Source organism: Halalkalibacter alkaliphilus (genome assembly GCF_023555415.1).
In the GTDB taxonomy this organism is placed as follows: domain Bacteria; phylum Bacillota; class Bacilli; order Bacillales; family Bacillaceae_D; genus Halalkalibacter; species Halalkalibacter alkaliphilus.
Map to the genome: position 1 here is coordinate 39,898 of NZ_JAKRYL010000012.1, position 18,897 is coordinate 58,794.

General features: G+C 41.6%; 17 protein-coding genes. 11 read left to right on the plus strand and 6 right to left on the minus strand.

The features are described from left to right. Positions 1-40: 40 nt before the first annotated feature. Positions 41-604: a transposase gene (locus MF646_RS12530; RefSeq protein WP_250096844.1), complete on the minus strand. Its 564-nt coding sequence runs from the start codon at positions 602-604 to the stop codon at positions 41-43. Positions 605-957: 353 nt separating this feature from the next. On the opposite strand from MF646_RS12530, the gene MF646_RS12535 reads away from it, so the two are divergent. Next, the gene (locus tag MF646_RS12535) at positions 958-4,008 is read left to right on the plus strand and encodes an efflux RND transporter permease subunit (protein WP_250096845.1); all 3,051 of its coding nucleotides are present in this window, start codon (positions 958-960) and stop codon (positions 4,006-4,008) included. Positions 4,009-4,108: 100 nt separating this feature from the next. On the opposite strand, the gene MF646_RS12540 is transcribed toward MF646_RS12535, so the two are convergent. Beyond that, entirely contained in the window at positions 4,109-4,705 is a 597-nt protein-coding gene (locus tag MF646_RS12540; protein WP_250096846.1) for a hypothetical protein, read from the minus strand. Between the two features lie 255 nt (positions 4,706-4,960). Between MF646_RS12540 and MF646_RS12545 the strand changes: the two genes are divergently transcribed. Then, positions 4,961-6,094, plus strand: coding sequence for a CapA family protein (locus MF646_RS12545; protein ID WP_250096847.1), 1,134 nt, complete (start codon positions 4,961-4,963; stop codon positions 6,092-6,094). A 27-nt stretch (positions 6,095-6,121) separates the two neighbouring features. Here MF646_RS12545 and MF646_RS12550 read toward each other — a convergent pair whose 3' ends face one another. Next, positions 6,122-6,580: an NUDIX hydrolase gene (locus MF646_RS12550; protein WP_250096848.1), complete on the minus strand. Its 459-nt coding sequence runs from the start codon at positions 6,578-6,580 to the stop codon at positions 6,122-6,124. Positions 6,581-6,678: 98 nt separating this feature from the next. Here MF646_RS12550 and MF646_RS12555 point away from each other — a divergent pair, with 98 nt between their 5' ends. Continuing rightward, entirely contained in the window at positions 6,679-6,876 is a 198-nt protein-coding gene (locus MF646_RS12555) for a PLDc N-terminal domain-containing protein (protein WP_250096849.1), read from the plus strand. A gap of 595 nt (positions 6,877-7,471) precedes the next feature. Here MF646_RS12555 and MF646_RS12560 read toward each other — a convergent pair. Next, positions 7,472-7,882 (minus strand): VanZ family protein, encoded by a 411-nt coding sequence (locus MF646_RS12560; RefSeq protein ID WP_250096850.1) that lies wholly within the window; start codon positions 7,880-7,882, stop codon positions 7,472-7,474. A gap of 121 nt (positions 7,883-8,003) precedes the next feature. Here MF646_RS12560 and MF646_RS12565 point away from each other — a divergent pair, with 121 nt between their 5' ends. Continuing rightward, on the plus strand, positions 8,004-8,246 hold the full coding sequence (locus MF646_RS12565) for a hypothetical protein (protein ID WP_250096851.1): 243 nt from the start codon (positions 8,004-8,006) through the stop codon (positions 8,244-8,246). Positions 8,247-8,294: 48 nt separating this feature from the next. Further along, positions 8,295-8,456 carry a hypothetical protein gene (locus tag MF646_RS12570; protein WP_250096852.1) on the plus strand — a complete coding sequence of 54 codons (162 nt, stop codon included), beginning with the start codon at positions 8,295-8,297 and terminating at the stop codon, positions 8,454-8,456. Positions 8,457-8,630: 174 nt separating this feature from the next. On the opposite strand, the gene MF646_RS12575 is transcribed toward MF646_RS12570, so the two are convergent. Then, positions 8,631-9,368, minus strand: a complete 738-nt coding sequence (locus MF646_RS12575) for a hypothetical protein (RefSeq protein WP_250096853.1) — start codon at positions 9,366-9,368, stop codon at positions 8,631-8,633. Positions 9,369-9,629: 261 nt separating this feature from the next. On the opposite strand from MF646_RS12575, the gene MF646_RS12580 reads away from it, so the two are divergent. Further along, on the plus strand, positions 9,630-10,526 hold the full coding sequence (locus MF646_RS12580; RefSeq protein ID WP_250096854.1) for an LCP family glycopolymer transferase: 897 nt from the start codon (positions 9,630-9,632) through the stop codon (positions 10,524-10,526). A gap of 732 nt (positions 10,527-11,258) precedes the next feature. Here the strand turns inward: MF646_RS12580 and MF646_RS12585 are convergent. Continuing rightward, positions 11,259-12,803 carry a gluconokinase gene (locus tag MF646_RS12585; RefSeq protein ID WP_250096855.1) on the minus strand — a complete coding sequence of 515 codons (1,545 nt, stop codon included), beginning with the start codon at positions 12,801-12,803 and terminating at the stop codon, positions 11,259-11,261. 144 nt (positions 12,804-12,947) lie between these two features. Here MF646_RS12585 and MF646_RS12590 point away from each other — a divergent pair, with 144 nt between their 5' ends. The 5 genes from MF646_RS12590 to MF646_RS12610 all read left to right on the plus strand — a co-directional run bounded on the left by MF646_RS12590 (position 12,948) and on the right by MF646_RS12610 (position 18,770). After that, a complete protein-coding gene (locus MF646_RS12590) occupies positions 12,948-14,207 on the plus strand; it encodes an ATP-binding protein (protein ID WP_250096856.1) in 1,260 nt (419 codons plus the stop codon). A gap of 103 nt (positions 14,208-14,310) precedes the next feature. Then, positions 14,311-15,009 carry a peptidylprolyl isomerase gene (locus MF646_RS12595; RefSeq protein ID WP_250096857.1) on the plus strand — a complete coding sequence of 233 codons (699 nt, stop codon included), beginning with the start codon at positions 14,311-14,313 and terminating at the stop codon, positions 15,007-15,009. 41 nt (positions 15,010-15,050) lie between these two features. Continuing rightward, complete coding sequence (locus tag MF646_RS12600) at positions 15,051-16,202, plus strand: sugar diacid recognition domain-containing protein (RefSeq protein WP_250096858.1); 1,152 nt, start codon at positions 15,051-15,053, stop codon at positions 16,200-16,202. Between the two features lie 124 nt (positions 16,203-16,326). Continuing rightward, a complete protein-coding gene (locus MF646_RS12605; protein WP_250096859.1) occupies positions 16,327-17,595 on the plus strand; it encodes a GntP family permease in 1,269 nt (422 codons plus the stop codon). A 17-nt stretch (positions 17,596-17,612) separates the two neighbouring features. After that, positions 17,613-18,770 carry a glycerate kinase gene (locus tag MF646_RS12610; protein ID WP_250096860.1) on the plus strand — a complete coding sequence of 386 codons (1,158 nt, stop codon included), beginning with the start codon at positions 17,613-17,615 and terminating at the stop codon, positions 18,768-18,770. Positions 18,771-18,897: the final 127 nt, after the last annotated feature.

Here is an 18,897-nt window from a genome sequence, read left to right on the forward strand (position 1 = left end):
GCGGTGAAGAAGTTCCGAGGGGTCTGACCCCGACTCATGATTAACTATCCTTTGCTTGCAGCCAGCGGATGTGTTCGAGCATAACATAGTTACGGTAATTTTCTCTTGGGGACTCTTGGAAGTATTGAAGAATTGTTTTGGTCGTGACATTTTTTCTCGGTTTGTTTGATACAAATGAAAGGTAGGAACTCCAAGGATATTCTTCGGGGAGAGAAACCATATATGCTCTTACAGGGTTTAAGTGGATATAGCGGCTCATATTTAGAAGCGGGATGGCACCAAGGACAGGTACTGCATTATAGCGACCTTCAAAAAGATGGCCAGTTAGATTGTATTTTCGATTGAAGTACATGGCGTAGCGAGAATTAATATGTTTCATGAAAACTTTGGGAGGCGTTTCAATCGTTTCTAATAACAGATGGACATGATTGGTCATAAGACAGTAAGAGTGGAGAAAAAAGGGGTGTTTCTGTTGTGTTTCCTCTAGCATGGCAAGGTACATTTGATAATCGCCAATGTCTAAGAAGATATTAGACTTTCGGTTCCCTCGGGAAGTGATATGGAAACAATCACCGGGGTTCCAAGAACGAGTTTTCCGAGGCACGTAAATCACCTCCTTTGCAAAAAGATTGAGTATATATTCGACGTTTGTTGACAAATTCCTGCTTGTTGGGGTCAGACCCCTCTGTATAAATGTAAGAGGGCACTGAAAAAGTCCTTTTTAGCGGATTCGAGGAAGCAGCAATGGTTCTACACGTTGCGCGCCTGCTATGAGAAAACCACTCATAGCAGGCTTTAAGACAAAGCAACGGTTCCGCTCATTGCTTAAAGGCCATTGAAAAAGGTCAAAACCGTACCTTTTTCAGTGGCCTCTCTGACCCCTCACATAAGTTACACAAATGAGTTTAACTGTTGTATAATGTTTGTATAATGTATTTGAGCAGACTGGGGGAACAGATGATGATTTCGTGGCTCATTCGTAAGAGGAAAATTACGATTCTCTTTTTTGTCATGTTTATGTTAGTGGGGGTGCTAAGCTTTTTACAGCTGCCGCAGCGCGAAATACCGGAAATTAGTCCGGCGGTCGCACAAATAACGACAGTATACCCTGGTGCGTCAGCTGAACTAGTTGAGCAGAATGTCACCAACCTGATCGAGGAAGCCCTTGAGCCAATACAGGAGATTTCCTCGCTCACTTCCACCTCTCACCCAAACATCTCACTTATCACTATTGAGCTTGACGGTGGGGCCGATGCGGATCGCATGTGGAATGAAGTGAGACAGCAAGTAACGAATGCAGCAAGCGAATTCCCGGATGACGTTCATACACCGAATCTGAACAGTAATCTTAGTATTCAAGGTCTTGCCACATATCAGCTGACGTTTAACGAAGAAACAAATCTGACTGCAGTGAACGAGCTAATTAATCGGTGGAGCAAACGCTTGGTTCAGCTTGAGGACATCGTTTCCATTAGTGCTCAAGGGGCACTCGAGAAGGAAGTTTTAGTAGAAATTGATTATGAAGCGATGCAGGACACAGGCATAACTACGAACCAACTCATTGGTGCTATTAACGGTGAACTAAGTACACTGCCTCCTGGTGAATGGAGAACGGATGAGTACAACTACCGAGTCGAGCTCGCTACATATGACTCCTTGACTGACCTTGAAACACTGGCGATTGGATATTCTCAAGAAGACGGAGTCATTAGACTTGGTGACGTTGCTTCCATTAATGAAGGATTTCAAGCACCAACAGAAAAAGTTTATTTTAATGGCGAAGAAGCTATTTCGCTTACGTTTTACTTAAAAGAAGGTGCAAGTGTAACGAAAGCCCAGTCCGAGCTCAATCAATTTGTAAAAGAAATGGAGCAGGACCTGCCAAGCGGAGTCGAGATGAATCTTCTCTATTCTCAAGCTGACTTAGTGGAAGAATTATTTAAGGACTTGGCAATCTCCTTTGCGATTGCTGTTGTTTCGGTTCTCCTTGTTTGTTCTCTCGGGTTAAATGTATCAACAGCGCTCAGTGTGGCCCTGGCAATCCCTGTTTCGCTCAGCCTTGGAGCGATTGTTTACCCGTTTGTGGGAATAGATTTGAACCTCATTTCACTAATTGCGATTATTATTGCTCTTGGGATATTGGTAGATGACGGGATTGTCGTAAACGAAAATATCGAACGCCGCTTGCAGGTAGGAGATAAGCCGATCGATGCAGCAATTAACGGGACAAAAGAGGTCGCTGTATCTGTTATTACATCAACATTGACAGTTGTTTTTACCTTTTTGCCCTTGCTTTTACTCCCAGGCGAAGCAGGAGCCTTTATTAGGCCGCTTCCTGTTGTTCTCATTGCAACGATGATCGCTTCAACATTTGTCGCTCTCTTTTTAATTCCGACGTTTCGGTCTATAAAAGAAAGCAAAAAAGAGCACCAGCAAGAGCGGAAATCAGCTGGATTTCTCGGTAAGACATTTGATCGTTCTTCACAATTTTATAGTGAAAAAATTGTCAGCCGAATTACAAGACGTCCGCTTTTAACGGTGATCACAGGCTTCTTAATCGGAACAGCTGCGTATGGATTAATTCCTTTTATTCCATTGGAGTTTTTCCCAGACACAGATCGTGAAGAAGTTTTCGTTGAGATGAAGCTGCCAGAGGGTACGTCACTCCAAGAAACAGATCGGCAAGCTGCTGACGTCGAAGAGTGGCTTGAAAATATAGACTATGTTGAGTCAGTAACATCCTATATTGGAACGAATGTCCCGCGTTTATTCGGTCCTGGCGGGGGAGGAGTCGCAGGTGATCACACCGCAAATTTCTTTGTTTTTATAAACAAGGAGAAAATAACAACACGTGATACTGTAGACATTTGGAATGAAAAGCTACCTGAGATGTTTCCTAATAAAACATTTACTGCCTCCATGATTGAATCAGGACCGCCGGTTGGTGCACCTATTGCCATTCAAATAAGAGGGGAATCGATGGAGCGCTTAGGCGAAATGGCGACAGAGGTAAAAGAAATCTTAGCGTCAACAGAAGGAGTAACAACTGTTAACGATGACGTAGGCATTCCTCTTACAGCCATTCAATTTGTCCCAGAGCGTGACGAATTGGAGTCTCACGGATTATCAAGCAACGATCTTGCTCAAACACTGCGTTTAGTAGGCGAAGGAATCCCGATCGGGCAGCTGCAAACGCCTGACGAGCTGCTTGATATGCGGATGATCTTTGATACAGGTGTTCTTGGCTCAGAAGAGGTGCTTGAGGAGCTTGCACTTCCTTCGGTACGTGGAGGTACGGTAGCTGTTGCTGAGTTAGTATCCGCTCGTGAGACAACAACAGCACCAAGCATTCCTCATCAAAACACGGTTCGAACAATTACAGTACGTGCTTACCCAGGAGGAGAGCGCAGCACCGATGAGATTATAGCTGATACGCGTACGTCATTGGAAGAAGTGGTAGCAGAGGAGGCTGGGTACTCGCTCGTCATTGGCGGTGAAACCTCAGCAAGAACAGACGTCTTTATCGATATCGGCAAAATCTTCATCGTTGTCGTATTCTTGATCTTAATCGTCATTGCGATTCAGTTTTATTCATTGACGATTCCTGTTCTAATCATGAGTACTGTATACTTGGCCGTTGCGGGTGCGTTGCTAGGGCTATTTATCACCCAAACCGGACTCGGCTTCATGTCAATGATGGGAGCAGTTAGTCTTGCCGGCATTGTCGTCCGAAACGGCATTGTCCTCATCGAATTTATCGAGCAAAGAAGGCGAGAGGGGTCAGACCCCAAAGAGGCAGTTATCCTAGCTGCTCGGCAACGTTTCCGTCCAATCGTCCTAACAACGATGACATCGATCGCTGGTCTCATGCCTATTGCACTTGGCAATAGCACGCTATTTAAGCCGCTCGGTATCGCCATCGTCTCAGGACTCATCTTCTCAACACTGCTCACACTAGTCATTGTACCAGCGTTGTACCTGCTAGGGGTCAGACCCCGAAGCAGGTAGTCACAGCCACTGAAAAAGGTACCGTTTTGACCTTTTTCAGTGGCCTCTTAAAGGGGTAAAGAGGGGTCAGACCCCTCTTTACCCCTTTCCTGCTTTAAAGTTATGCAGAAGGACCTAGCCCGTCCATTTCTCTACTAGCCTCACGGAAATAAGCTTCAGCACTTTCAATAAAAGGAATCGCCTCTTCGATTGCAATGCGTGCACGGCTCTGGTCGCCTGCTTCCATGAAATCCAACGCCTCAGCTACCATCGCATGAAACTGCTCGACATCTCGAGCACCTCGTACATACACCGCATGAACACGTTCGTATTGTCTTGGTACATTTTCCATTTCTCCAAATTGACCTATCATTTGGAAGACTTCATCATTCGCTTCACGAATACTAGCAATTTGGCCCGCGTTACTCTTAAGTGTCGTTAACCGTTCACGTATACTAGGTAAAGTCATATTCGTAAAGTGAATATTTCTCGTAAATTCAAACACATACTGCTCTGACAACTCATTTTGTCCTTGTACTTCAAGCTTATGAACAGGTGAATCGTTTGCAACTTGAGCAGTAGGTTGATTAAGATCCATCGCTTCTTGAGTAAAAGGATCCATCACAAACAAGATAACCACGATCAAAAGAATCCCGTATACTAATGTTGCAAGTCGTTTCTTCCAACCTGTTCCACTTCTATAACCAGGTAACTTCATCATAACCTCCTAAGAAAATTAATAACTGCAAAGGTGAACTTTACAAAAATTAGACGGTAATAGTATCCACATGAACAGTCATCAATATACTTTAGGGTCAGACCCCTCTTTACCACAGTAGTGCATTAAACTGCACATCCTATTAACATTTATTAGAATTCTCAACCAATTACAAATCCGCCTATGTTACACTAGAAAAAATGCCTACATTCAGGCCGGTAATCTATGAAACTATTATTCTACTGGAGTGTAACGATGAAACTAAAAACAATCTACGCAGCACTAATTTTCCTAATCATCACAGCCTGCTCACAGCCAGAAGAACTTACTGTCGAGCAAACCGAAACAGAAATCGATGCAGAAATCATTCGTCAAGAAGCTCCACCTGAGCCAAAAGAAGAGGAAACGACGATCACGATCGGTGCAGTAGGGGATGTCCTCCTGCATGAGCGAGTGTACGTCCCGGCAGAAACCGAAGATGGCTATGACTTTATGCCAATGCTTGAAAAAGTGGGGCCGCTTCTACAGGAACCAGACTTCTTAATGGCAAACTTTGAATCTATCCCTGGTGGCGTTGAGATTGGCTTATCAACCTATCCATCGTTCAATAGCCCACATGAAATTGTCACAGATCTGCAGTCATTGGGTGTTGATATGGCAATAGGGGCCAATAACCACACGATTGACCGCGGTGTAAGGGCGGTTGAAAGTGCCTTAGACTTCTTTGATGAAGTAGGCATGGATTATGTGGGGGTCTACCGTGATACAGCAGATCGTGAAACCGAACGTATCGTCACAATTGAAGACATCACCCTTGGGGTACTAGCCTACACATACGGCACAAATGGCATTCCGATTCCAGAAGGACACGAAGACATCGTCGCCCTCATTGACCCAGACCGTATCGAAAAAGATGTAAAAGCTCTGCGCGAAAAAGTGGATATCCTCATCGTACATATGCACTGGGGAGACGAGTACATTCACGAGCCGAACCAAAAGCAAAGAGAGCTAGCTCAGCTCTTATCAGAGGCAGGAGTCGATATCGTTTTCGGCCATCACCCGCATGTTCTGCAGCCAATTGATCTGCTCGAACAAGAAGACGGACATGAAACGTATGTATTCTATTCCTTAGGAAATTTCTTTTCCGGACAAAATTTCGAGTACACAGACATAGGCGGCCTAGCTACGATCGAAGTCACAAAAACAACAAAAGGGGAGGACTCAACGATTAACATCCATACCCCTGACATCGAACCAACACTCGTTGTACTAGAAGATGACGTCTACAGCGTCATGCCAATGGCTGATTCAGAAGGCTCCCTCATCAACGGCGTAACGACGGAAGAAACACGCGAACACATCTGGAAATACCTGAATGAATCTGAATGATATACAAAAAGACCCATCCTTACGCACTTAACGTGGTAAAGATGGGTCTTTCCTCAACTGCTCTAACATCCGCCGACTTGTCGGAATCATCTCCTCAGGCAGGGCATCCAAAGGAAAATAGCGCAGGTCCTTTCCTTCATGATCCGCCTGCAGCTTACCAGACACATCCTTAGACATAAACGTAACTATGACATTGTACACTTCATCCCCGTTAGGGTACTTAAAATAAAATTCTTCACCTGAAAACACCGTATATAGACTCATCTTACCAACGGTTAACCCAGTTTCCTCAAGAATTTCCCGACGAGCAGCCTCCTCAACCGATTCACCCATCTCCATAAACCCACCAGGGACACCCCAATTATCCGTATCCGTACGATGTTGTAACAATACACGCCCTTGTTCATCAAGAATAAAAACCGCGCACGCTGTTAAAATTAATGGTCTACTCCCAGCAATAGACCGTATCATATCAATATAGTTCATCATTTCCTCCTTCAGGGGTCAGACCCTGCGTTACTTATGCACCACGTCACAGAACTAAAGAGGGGTCTGACCCCTCATAGCAGAAAGGAGCACGCAAAATGGAAATTTCCATCGTCCTTTTGGTCTTATTCTTACTCGTATCTGGTGGTCTTATCTTAAACATTATCACAAGTATTTGGTGTTATCGAGACTCATTAAGGCAAGGTAACAGCAAGGAATATAGCCTGCTTTGGCTAGTTGCGACCCTCTTCTTTCCTGTTGTCGGCGTGATCATCTACTTAATCATCCGAAAGTAGGAAAGCAGGTATTTTTACTTTATCATAGTAAAGAGGGGCCTGACCCCAACTACTTGACCCCAACTACTTGCAACTACTTAAATCAAAAAAGACGCTGTATATTTAAACAGCGTCTCAAACGAGATGAAGTTATCTAACTTCCAATTTTCTTTAGTTCACCATTAAATATCTTTATATACTTATTATTCTCATCATCTTTTAAAAATTTTATCCCCAATAAGGCTAAGGGTGTCCAAATTGTCTTCAATCTGATTAAAGGCATATGATCATCCACTCCTTAATTCTGAAAATTCAGTAAAAAGAAAATAAACTTTCAACTAAATTAATTTTCTCTTTCTAATTATGAAAAAAACAAATAAAACCATTTAACCCAGCCGATGAACGACAACCATAAAGGTATACTTAAAGATGTTCCCCAAACTAATCCAGTAATAAAGGTATTCTGTTTTTCCATAAACATAACCTCTTTTTATATGATTAGCAGTCTCTCGCTTACCTATATTATAAAGGAAAATGCATTTCAGATGGTGGAAATCGTTCAGCAAAATCTATCTCTATAAAATCATCAAAAAGTGACTCTATCATTACGATAGAATCACTTATTTTTTTGCATATGAATTTTCCTTTGAGAAAAGAAATAAACAACCAACAACACCAAAAACGCCCCTACCGAATCAATCACGACATCTGAAACCAATCCTGATCTTTCCGGGATAAAAGACTGATGCCACTCATCAATTGCACCGTACAACGTGGCAAGTGCCCAAGCCCATACATAACGATAACGCACACCACGTAAAGCTAACCAAAAAAACAATGCCAACAACCCAAATGCAGCTAAATGGACTCCTTTTCTAGCAATATAATTGACAATAGCTGAATCAAAAAATGGATTCTTTAGCATTTCCTCCGTTGAATCCCCAGTAAACACGGGCATGCGTGTGGCAATTGCAATTCCAATACACCACAAGATCGCAACCGTCCACCATAACTTTTTACTATTCATAATATCACCCGAATCAATTATACACGAAATCCCCATAACCAAAATCCTAATTAATAAAATGGGACACCTACGAATACGATGAACTAATACACCATCACCCGAAAAAAAGGAGGGATCGCCGTTGTATAAAAGAGGACCAAATAAAATGATCCTCATCATCCCGGCAGCATTACTCATAGCACTGATCTTCTTCTTCCTCATACCATCAGAGCCACAAAAAGCAAAGAAAGTCGTCGACGCATTTTATACATATGAGCAAGAAGCCCAATTTTCGGCAGCATACGATCTGTTCCATTCAAAGATGCTAGAAAGAAATTCAAGAGGTCGCTACATTGAAAATAGATGGAAGTTTGTCGGAGTATAGGGCTTTCCGTATTCTCTTAGCAAACCAAAAAAAGTAAAAGACTGGAGCATGTCTGAAAGCTCAGAACCGTTCGAAACAGCCTACAAAGTTACCGTAACAAAAGAAATCAGAGACCAAGACAATGGAAACTACCGCCTCGAACAAGATGTCTATGTTACCCAAGACCTAGAAACGAATGAGTGGAAAATCCTCTGGGACTTTAATGAATAAGTTTTCAAAAAAAGAAATCCTGTTAGCTAGTACAACATCCGCTAACAGGTTTTTACATTTTGATGGCGATAGCCTTTTTATTTACAAAAAGTTCCATTTGTTAATCGACCCAAAAAGCAGTTAGCTAGCGCAACACCCACTAACAGTATTTTACAGTTTAATGTCTATAGACCTCTAATTCACAAAAAAATCCATTAAATAATCAGTCCAAATACTATGCCATTTTTCCTTTGGCAATTCATTTGCTTTTGCAGGCCATGCTTCCCAGTGATCTGCATATAAATACTTTTGTTCGATAGCGAAGGCTTTCATTTTATCTGTGAATCTCAAGTATTTATCGTCTTCAAGTGGGTGTGGGGGAGATAAGACTATTAATGTGTCAGATAGCTCCTCCGTCAATTCACTCATTACCGTTTCTAGATTTTCAAGGGAATCCTCAATTGACAATTGATCGTAATCATTTAATAGGAATGGTTCTATGACTAAAAGGTCAGGGTTATTTTTTATTACTTTCTCTATGTAATTATTAGCTAGCACTTCACTTGAAGTAGCCTCTTGTACATCTATAACAGTTAGAGCTACATTCTGAGTAGGCAAGAGCGTCTTGAATTGTGGGAGTAATAATTGTGGCATGGAAGAATCTTCTTCTGTACTAGAAACAGCGGAAGAGCCGATAACCATCAGAAGAAATTCCTCTTCCTCTTCATTTTGCTTTGCCACTTCTTCAAGCAGACCACCTAGCTCATACTGTGATTCCACCTCTTCTTCTTGAAAAGGCTCAGAAGGAAGCTCAAGTTCAATATCCTCGGCATCAGCAGCAATGGTTGCTAGCTTATCTTCATAATGAAAATAACCAAGAAAGATAATAATGATGCTTGTTAGGATGATAGCGTAGTACATAATTTTTCTCATAGTAAATTGACTCCACCTTTCTACTAGTCAAAAAGCGCTAGTTTTTATCTATAGTAAGACTATAGCAATCATCATTTGGGAAGTAAGACGAACGATGTCACAGGGAGGGCAGTTTTTACCGACAGATTCAGCAAGAGAAAGTCGAATGAATGGGGATAAGGAAGAAAATAGTTATTGCTAGCTTAGGTCGGATTCACTATAATATCTAAGAATCTATATTAATTTCAACAGGTTCAAGAATTTATAGAGATGAGGCAAGAAATGAAAAAGAAAAAGGTTTTCATATCACTTGGGTTAATTGTTGGTGTTGTATTTTTGTCGGTTGTTGCTTATTTCTTTTATTTATACAAATCTGTAACGGACACTGTTCAGGAAATGCACGAACCATTTTCGCCCTCTCGAGTTGTTGATCTAGAGAGCCGAGAACCACTTTCATTTCTAATAGCTGGTGTCGACTCAAGAGGCGATACCCATGCTGGACGTTCCGATACGATTATCGTGATGACGGTCAATCCGAATGATCAATCAATTAAAATGTTAAGCATTCCGCGTGATACACGTACGGAAATTATCGGACGCGGACAACTCGATAAAATTAATCATGCATATGCATTTGGCGGTGTCCAAATGACAGCTGATACAGTAGCGAATTTTTTAGATATTCCAATCGATCATTATATAAGTATTAATATGGAAGGCTTCAAGGGTGTTGTTGATGCTCTAGGCGGGGTGGAAGTCGATAACCCATTTGCGTTTAATTATGGGGGGCACACATTCGCAGAGGGTCAATTATTCTTAAACGGTGAAGAAGCACTTGCGTATTCGCGTATGAGAAAAGAGGATCCACGTGGTGATTTCGGTCGAAACGATCGCCAACGTGAAATTGTTGATGCTGTAATCCAAGAAGCTGCTAACATTGGCACAGTTACAAAAGCTGGCGGTATTTTAGGAGCAGTCGGTGAGTCGGTACGTACTGATATGACACTAGACGAAATGTGGAAACTTCAAGCCAATTACCGCGATGCTCGTCACAACATCGAGCAAATGGAGATCAAAGGGAATAACGCAACGATTAATGGAATTTATTATTTGCAAGTACCAGATGATGAGCTGGCTCGTGTAAGAAGTGAGATAAGAGGGCATTTGGGGTTAGAATAGTTTTTTAGAGAGAGCTCTGCTTAGGCGCAGAGTTCTTTTTTTGTGAGGCCACTGAAAAAGGTACGGTTTTGACCTTTTTCAATGGCCTTTATGCAATGAGCGGAACCGTTGCAACGTGTGGAGCCATTGCTGCTTCCTCAATCTGCTAAAAAGGACTTTTTTACTCTTTTTTGTGGGGAGGAGTTTGTTATAAGAGAGGGGAATTAGATATAAATAAGCGGAGGAATTTCTCTTAATTAGGAAATAGCACTGAAAATTGTTTGAATAGACGGAAAGATTCCGACTATTTACTCGAAAAACGTAAAAATGGATAATTTTTCTTTGCTTAATCGGAAAACCTCCGCTTATATACCCACGAACGTCTCTAGTCTGCAGTTTAACAGAAAAATTTCCGCTTATTGGCTCTCTCCATACCTCATATTAAAGTTGATATACCCCTATTTTAAAATTGAACAATCCTCCATCGTTAGTTGGAGAATTGAACTTTCACACATAAACATATAAATCCTTAATTTTTACTCGAAACAGATTAAATCACATATCAAAAAACTAGTAAAATAGCCCCCTCTTTTACACGATGATAATAGCCATTGTCAAGATGTCAATCGAGGTGCTATTTTCTATGTTATTATGATTCAAATTTCTATAAAACGTTGATATATCAACAATATAAGGTGTGCAAATTCGGATGCTATTTGCAGTGTTTCTCCACGAAAACGGAACTACTTAAACTCACCTACCCAACCCTCTCTGCAACGCAGAAAGCGAATGGAAATGCGGCTTTAGCGAAAAATATAACTCACTATATGTTTTGTACAACTGTAAATAGAGCTCATGATTTACGTTGTTTGGAATGTAGCTCTCCTTCATCGGAATATCTTCCTTAATTGCAGCGAGTGAAGGAACGTCCCCGAGTGCATAGAGGCCAAACCAAGCAGCGCCCCAAGCCGAACTTTGGTGGCTGACGGGAACGTGGACCTCGCGTCCGAATATATCTGCAACAATTTGCAGCCATAATGAAGACCTAGCGAACCCGCCGCTTGCAAATAGATTAGAAGGCTTTCCAGCTAGGCGCTCCAGTGCTTCGCCAATGCTATACATACTAAAAATAACCCCCTCTAATCCGGCACGAATCATGTGTTGTTTTCGGTGGGCAAGGGTTAATCCGATAAAACTTCCACGAGCATCGGCATCCCAGTAAGGAGCACGTTCACCGTTTAGAAATGGCAAAAACAATAAACCGTCTGCTCCAGGCTGAACGTCTGCTGCTAAATTAGTCAACAGGTCATACGCACTCCCGCTTCCAGAGGCCAGTGAACGCTCAACCTCTGTTTCGCCTAACACGTCTTTCATCCACTGAAAGACGATACCCCCATTATTCGTTGGGCCTCCCATAATCCATAAATCTTCTGTGACTCCATAACAAAAAATTTCTTGTAATTCATCGGTCTCAGGCTTTGCAGACATTTGTCTGATTGCTCCGCTTGTTCCAATTGTAATCGCGACATCGCCAGGGTTAATCGCGCCGATCCCAAGGTTGGCGAGGGGACCATCACTTGATCCGATCACAAATGGGATGTCTTGTGGGAGAGAAAGCCGTTCGGCCAACTGTGAGGAGAGTCCTTGGCATACTGTTGTAGACGGGACAGGTTCTGACAACTGGTCACGTGTAATGCCCGCTGCTGATAAAGCAGAAGTCTCCCAGTCAAACGTATGAATGTTAAAAAGTCCGCTTGCTGAGGCAACCGCATAATCAACTTTGTATGTACCAAACCATCTCACTAATAAATATTCCTTAATTGATACGAATTTTGCAGCTTGTAAGTAAGGTTGATAGCCAGTCTCCTTCATCCAGATTAATTTAGGTAAAGGAGACATAGGGTGAATCGGTGTACCGGTTTTTAAATAAATGTCTTTGCCTGCAAACTCTTTCAAGTGGTTTGCTTGGTCGACACTGCGCCCGTCTGCCCATGTAATCGATGGGGAAATGGCTTCGTGTTGCTCATTCATACATATTAAAGAATGCATGGCGCTAGAGATGCCGACACAGCTTATGTCATGTTGATCAATCCCACTTTTCAAAATAGCAGTAGAAATGGCTGCAATCGCCGCTTGTTCAATTTCATGAGGATCTTGTTCTACCCAAGCTGGGTGTGGATGTTGCACTGGGTATGCGTTTTCATGTTCAGCTACAACAATTCCGCTTTTTTGAAATAAAACAGCTTTTGCGCTCGTTGTTCCTATGTCTAAGGCTAATACGTAGTTTTTTGTAGGCATAAATACGATCACCACCATAACTGATTCTATTGTTCTCTTTCTTATCTTCATCTAATTTTACATAAATGTAAAGATTGGAAAGGGTTTCGTAACATTTAGGAGAATATGAAAGTAGCAAGAATTTGTTAAAAGGGTGGCGATCACTTGTATGGTCTAGAACAGTTGTTATTAAACGTTCTTTTTTTGTTAGTGTTTTTGCTGTTTGTACCAATTTTATTGGAGATTAATACATATAAGTTTTTTAATGAACACAAGAGGAAAATTCATATCGTTTCAACTACGTTTGCAATTATAGCCTGTATGTCTTTTCCAATTCCTGTGATAGAGGGGTATATTTTTGATTTGAGATTAGTTGCCCTAACCATTGGTGGCTTATATGGAGGGATCTCAGCGTCCATTCTGTTAGCTGCGGTTACGGTTTTCTTCCGCTTTTTAATCGGTGGAGTCGGTGCTATCGGGACGGCTATGGTCGTGTCGATTCTCCTTATCACTTTAATTTATATCAATCCTTCTTTCCAAAAGGCTTCACGGAAAAGAAAGGTTGTGCTCGCGAGTTCTCTGTCTACATTTGCAACGTTAGTAGCTATGTTAAATGCTACGTTACTATTTGGTGCTACGTTATCTATTGTATTCTTATTCCTCCATGGACTTGTTACGATATGTGCGACAGCTTCTATCGTGTATTTATACGAAGTGTTTCATGATCATATTTTGGTGCACAAACGAGTCATGAAAGCGGAAAAAATGGAGGTCGTCAGCCATCTAGCGTCATCGATTTCACATGAGGTGCGCAACCCGTTAACAACGGTTAGAGGATTTATGCAAATGATGCTTCAAAGTGAGATTCCTGAAGAAAAGCGCAAGGAATTTCTAAAAATATCAATTGGTGAAATTGATCGGGCCAATGATATTATTCGTGACTATTTGACGTTTGCCAAGCCCTCCCCCGAAAATGTGAAGACGCTTAATATTAAAGAGGAGCTGAATCGAACATTTCAAATTGTAACTCCTTTTGCGAACATGAATGGGGTAGAAATTAGAAAAAAGATTGATGATTACTTATTCAAAGGTGAGGAGCAGCTTTTTCAACAATGCTTAATTAACCTTACAAAAAACTGCATTGAGGCTATGCCGAACAAAGGACTGCTTACGATCGAGACGCAGGAGGAGAATGGGAATCTTCTCCTTATCATATCTGATAATGGGCAAGGGATGACTAAGGAACAGCTCGCTCGAATTGGGGAGCCGTATTTTACGACGAAGGGGAGAGAAGGTACCGGCCTTGGGATGCTTGTTTCGATTCGCATTATTGAATCGATGAGTGGGAAATTGAGCGTAGAAAGTCAAGTGAATGAAGGAACAAGCTTTTATATTCGGTTGCCGCGTGTTGAAGAAGGAGCATAGTTTAGAGCCTCGTTTCGTATCAGTTATAAAGTTTTCACAATCAATGCATGCTATAATAAATACGCATTTTGCACATACATACATACAGGAGGTAGGTTCATACATGAAAATTAACGCAATACTACTTGCTAGCTTTGTGGCGTTCACCCTGCTACTAACAGGCTGTGGAACGGGACAGGAAGAAGAACAAGCAGGTGAGGTTCAAAGTGATAATGAAATCAAGCAAGAAGAGGAAGCAAACGAAGCAAACGAAGGGCCATATCCATATACGCTTGACGTTGAGGAAAATCCAATTGTGACAATTACAATGGAAAATGGAGAAGAGATCGTAGTTGAATTGTACCCGGATATTGCACCAAATACGGTTGTAAACTTTGTTTCTTTGGTGGAAGAGGGATTTTATGATGGATTGACGTTTCATCGAGTGATTCCCGGCTTTATGATTCAAGGCGGTGATCCTGCTGGAGATGGATCAGGCGGTCCTGATTACACCATTCCGGGCGAATTTTTGGACAATGGATTTGAGAATCCGCTGCAGCATGAGCGTGGAGTGATTTCAATGGCAAGAACGAGTGATCCTAATTCAGCTGGTTCTCAATTTTTTATTATGGTTGATGACTCAGCACAATTAGACGGACAGTATGCTTCTTTTGGAAAGGTGCTTGAAGGAATGGATACAGTCGATGCAATCGTTCTCACAGAACGTGACTTTAGAGATAATCCATTTGAGGAGCAACGTATGGAAACTGTAACGATTGATACAAAAGGGTATGAGTATCCTGAACCTGCTGTGTTGAATTAAGAGCGTACAAAAAAATAACTAGAAGAGGAGGGGTGCCAACGATGACAATCTATTTAACAGAACAACTTGCCCAGGAAATTGTTGATCGAACGATGGCTATCCTTCCATACAATATTAATGTGATGGACCAAGATGGAAGAATTATCGGTTCAGGCGATAAGCAGCGCATTTCGACGAAACATGAAGTGGCTAGTGAAGTTTTAAGAAAGAAAGAGACCGTGGAAATTGGAAAAGGAGACACGGAATATTGGAAAGGAGTCAAAGAGGGGATTAATTTGCCGATCCTGTTTCAAGGTGAGGTGCTAGGTGTTGTTGGAATAACGGGCGACCTTGAGATAATTAGAGGGTACGGCGAATTAGTTAAAATGACAACTGAAATGATTATTGAACAGGCTTTTCTTCAGAAGCAGTTGCAACTCGATGAACGAATTAAAGAAGAGCTTGTTCACCAATGGCTTAACGGTAATCATCTTGATGAGAGTTTATTTTATGAAAAGGCTAAGTCTTTGCAGGTAGATTTACTGATTTCAAGAGTGGTCATCGTTGTGAAAAGTGATGATCAGAAATTGGAGCGGAAACGAAAAGTTGAACTTATGTTTAATGAACTTATTGAACAGGATGATCTCATTGTTACTACGTATACAGGAGAGATCGTGATTGTAAAAAAGGTGGATGTGAAAGATGACAGGTGGGAAAAGGAACGGACACTAAATACCATTCGAATATGGATGACACAGCTAACGAAAATTGATTCGACGATAAAAGTAGCAATTGGCAGTTATCATCCAACCTTTAAAAAGCTGTATCAATCGTTTATAGAAGCAAAAGAGACAATGGTCGTTGGCGAAAAATTAGCTCCTGAAAAAAAGGTGTTATTGTATGATGATCTTTCTATTTATGTGTTTATGAGTAATTTAGCAAATGAAATCGAAAACAACCCTTTTTTCGATTTGATCAATAGATTAAAAGAAGAAGATGAGTTGGGGGAACTCCAAAAGACGCTCCAAGTGTATATCAATCAAAGTGGAAAAGCGATCAACACGTCAAATGAGTTATTTATCCATCGAAACTCTCTTCAATATCGATTAGAAAAAATAAAAGAAGTTACAGGCAAAGATCCTAGAAACTACAAGGATTTATTTGAATTATATCTCTCGCTTATCATCGATACATTTGCTGATCACAAAAAATGAATTGTTCAAATGAACAGAAAAAGAGTAAATGAATCCGATTTATTCTGTTCATCTGAACAATGAATTGAAAATATAAAACGCTTACAATGAATACTAGATTGTGATTCAACTAGGAGGGACAACAATGGATATTCAAGTAAGCGCTTTAGGCGCAATAGTCGGTTTAGTATTAGCAATTGTTCTTATATTTAGAAAAGTACCGCCAGTCTACGCATTAGTAGGAGGAGCGATGGTCGGTGGTTTAGTCGGTGGAGCATCAGTAACGGAAACGGTTGACTTAATGATGGGTGGAGCGCAAGGAATCATCCCTGCTGTTTTACGAATTTTAGCAGCTGGTGTGCTCGCAGGTGTGTTAATTGAGTCGGGTGCAGCTGCTTCCATCGCAGAAAGCATTGTTAAGAAAATTGGGGAAAGAAAAGCGTTATTTGCCCTAGCCATTGCGACAATGATTTTAACAGCTGTCGGTGTGTTTGTAGACGTAGCTGTCATTACTGTGGCACCAATTGCTTTAGCGATTGCTAGTCGAGCAAATCTATCGAAAACGGCGATATTACTAGCGATGATTGGTGGAGGTAAGGCAGGGAATATCATGTCACCAAACCCAAATACGATCGCGGTTGCAGAGGCGTTTGAAGTGCCGCTTACATCTGTAATGGCTGCAGGTATTATACCTGGGTTATGTGGATTATTTGTTACGTATGTCATTGCGAAAAGGTTAGTGAACAAAGGGACAATGGTTTCGCTTGATGAAATCACGCAAACAAATGACCAAAAGCTTCCAACATTTGGTCTTGCTATTATAGCGCCACTAGTAACGATTGTATTACTAGCCCTGCGTCCATTATTTGACATTGTAATCGACCCAATGCTGGCGCTTCCAGCTGGTGGACTTGTTGGTGCATTAGTAATGGGGAAGATTACGTCGGTTAATAAGTATATTGTTTCTGGATTAAATAAGATGTCAGGTGTGGCTGTTTTGCTTCTTGGAACAGGTACGTTAGCTGGAATTATTTCAAACTCTGGTCTTCGAACGGTTTTAATTGACGGTATTGATGTGCTTGGACTGCCGTCTTACGTTTTAGCACCTGTATCAGGTATTTTCATGTCAGCAGCAACAGCGTCAACGACTGCCGGTGCGGCTGTTGCAAGTAGTGTGTTTAGTACAACATTAATTGAGTTAGGTGTAGCGGGCCTTGCCGGTGCGGCAATGATTCATGCTGGTTCCACTGTTTTAGACCACCTCCCGCACGGAAGCTTCTTCCACGCAACAGCAGGAAGTGTGCTGATGAACTTCCAAGAACGATTAAAGCTGATTCCGTATGAGTCACTCGTTGGTTTGACGATTGCGATCATTTCAACATTAATCTTTGGCGTATTTAAACTATTTTTATAAATTAGGAGGAACCGATCATGAAGAAAATTGTCATTGCACCAGATTCGTTTAAAGAGAGTTTAACGGCATTAGAAGCAGCGAATGCCATTGAAGAGGGCTTAAAAGAAGTTTTGCCAGACTGTGAATTTGTCAAAGTTCCGATGGCCGATGGCGGAGAAGGCACGGTTCAATCGTTAGTAGATGCAACAGGAGGACAGATTGAGCATGCAACCGTTACAGGTCCATTAGGAGACAAAGTAAAAGGATTTTATGGTTTGCTTGGTGATGGAAAGACAGCTGTTATTGAAATGGCTGCAGCATCAGGACTTGAGTTAATACCAAGAAAGAAACGTGATCCAATGATTGCCACAACGTTTGGGACGGGTGAATTAATTTCCATTGCTCTAGATAAAGGGGTAGAGCGAATTATTATTGGAATTGGTGGAAGCGCAACAAATGATGGAGGCGCTGGAATGGTTCAAGCATTGGGAGGAAAATTAGTAGATCAAGACGGTGTAGACATTCCATTTGGTGGAGCTGGTCTAGCAAAACTTGAACGAATTGACCTTTCGACGCTCGATATACGCCTTGCTAATGTGAAAGTAGATGTGGCGTGTGATGTTGATAATCCGTTAATAGGTCCTAAAGGGGCGTCTGCCATATACGGTCCTCAAAAAGGAGCAACTCCAGAACAAATTGAGCTATTGGACGCGAATCTAGCTCATTATGCAAGTGTGATTAAGCGCGACGTTGGCAAGGACATTCAAGATGTCCCAGGAGCTGGGGCTGCTGGTGGCTTAGGTGCTGGACTGCTTGCGTTTCTACCTGCAAAACTGAAACGAGGCGGAGATCTAGTTATTGAAGCAACGAAGCTAGAAGAAGCGGTACGAGATGCCGATTTAGTGATTACGGGGGAAGGCGGGATCAACCACCAAACGATTCATGGAAAAACACCCATTTGCGTGGCGAATACAGCCAAAAAGTATGATGTCCCTGTCATTGCTCTTGCTGGCAGTTTAACAAATGATTACACAAATGTATATGATCACGGCATTGATGCTATCTTTAGTATTGTTCCAGGAGCGGTAACGCTAGAGGAAGCTCTAGAAGCGGGTTATGAAAATATGAAAAATACGTCTCGGAATCTCGCAACAGTGATCCATATAATGAAAAAACGAAGCGATGTTGTTTCATAAGCCAAGTAAATTTTATTTGTTTTTCTTAAAAAGCTAAAAATAATAAATTCAAAGCCTAAGATAGAACCCCAGTCCACGTTGTCTGGGGTTCTTCTTTAGGATTGAACCTTGTTGCTAGAAGAGCGAT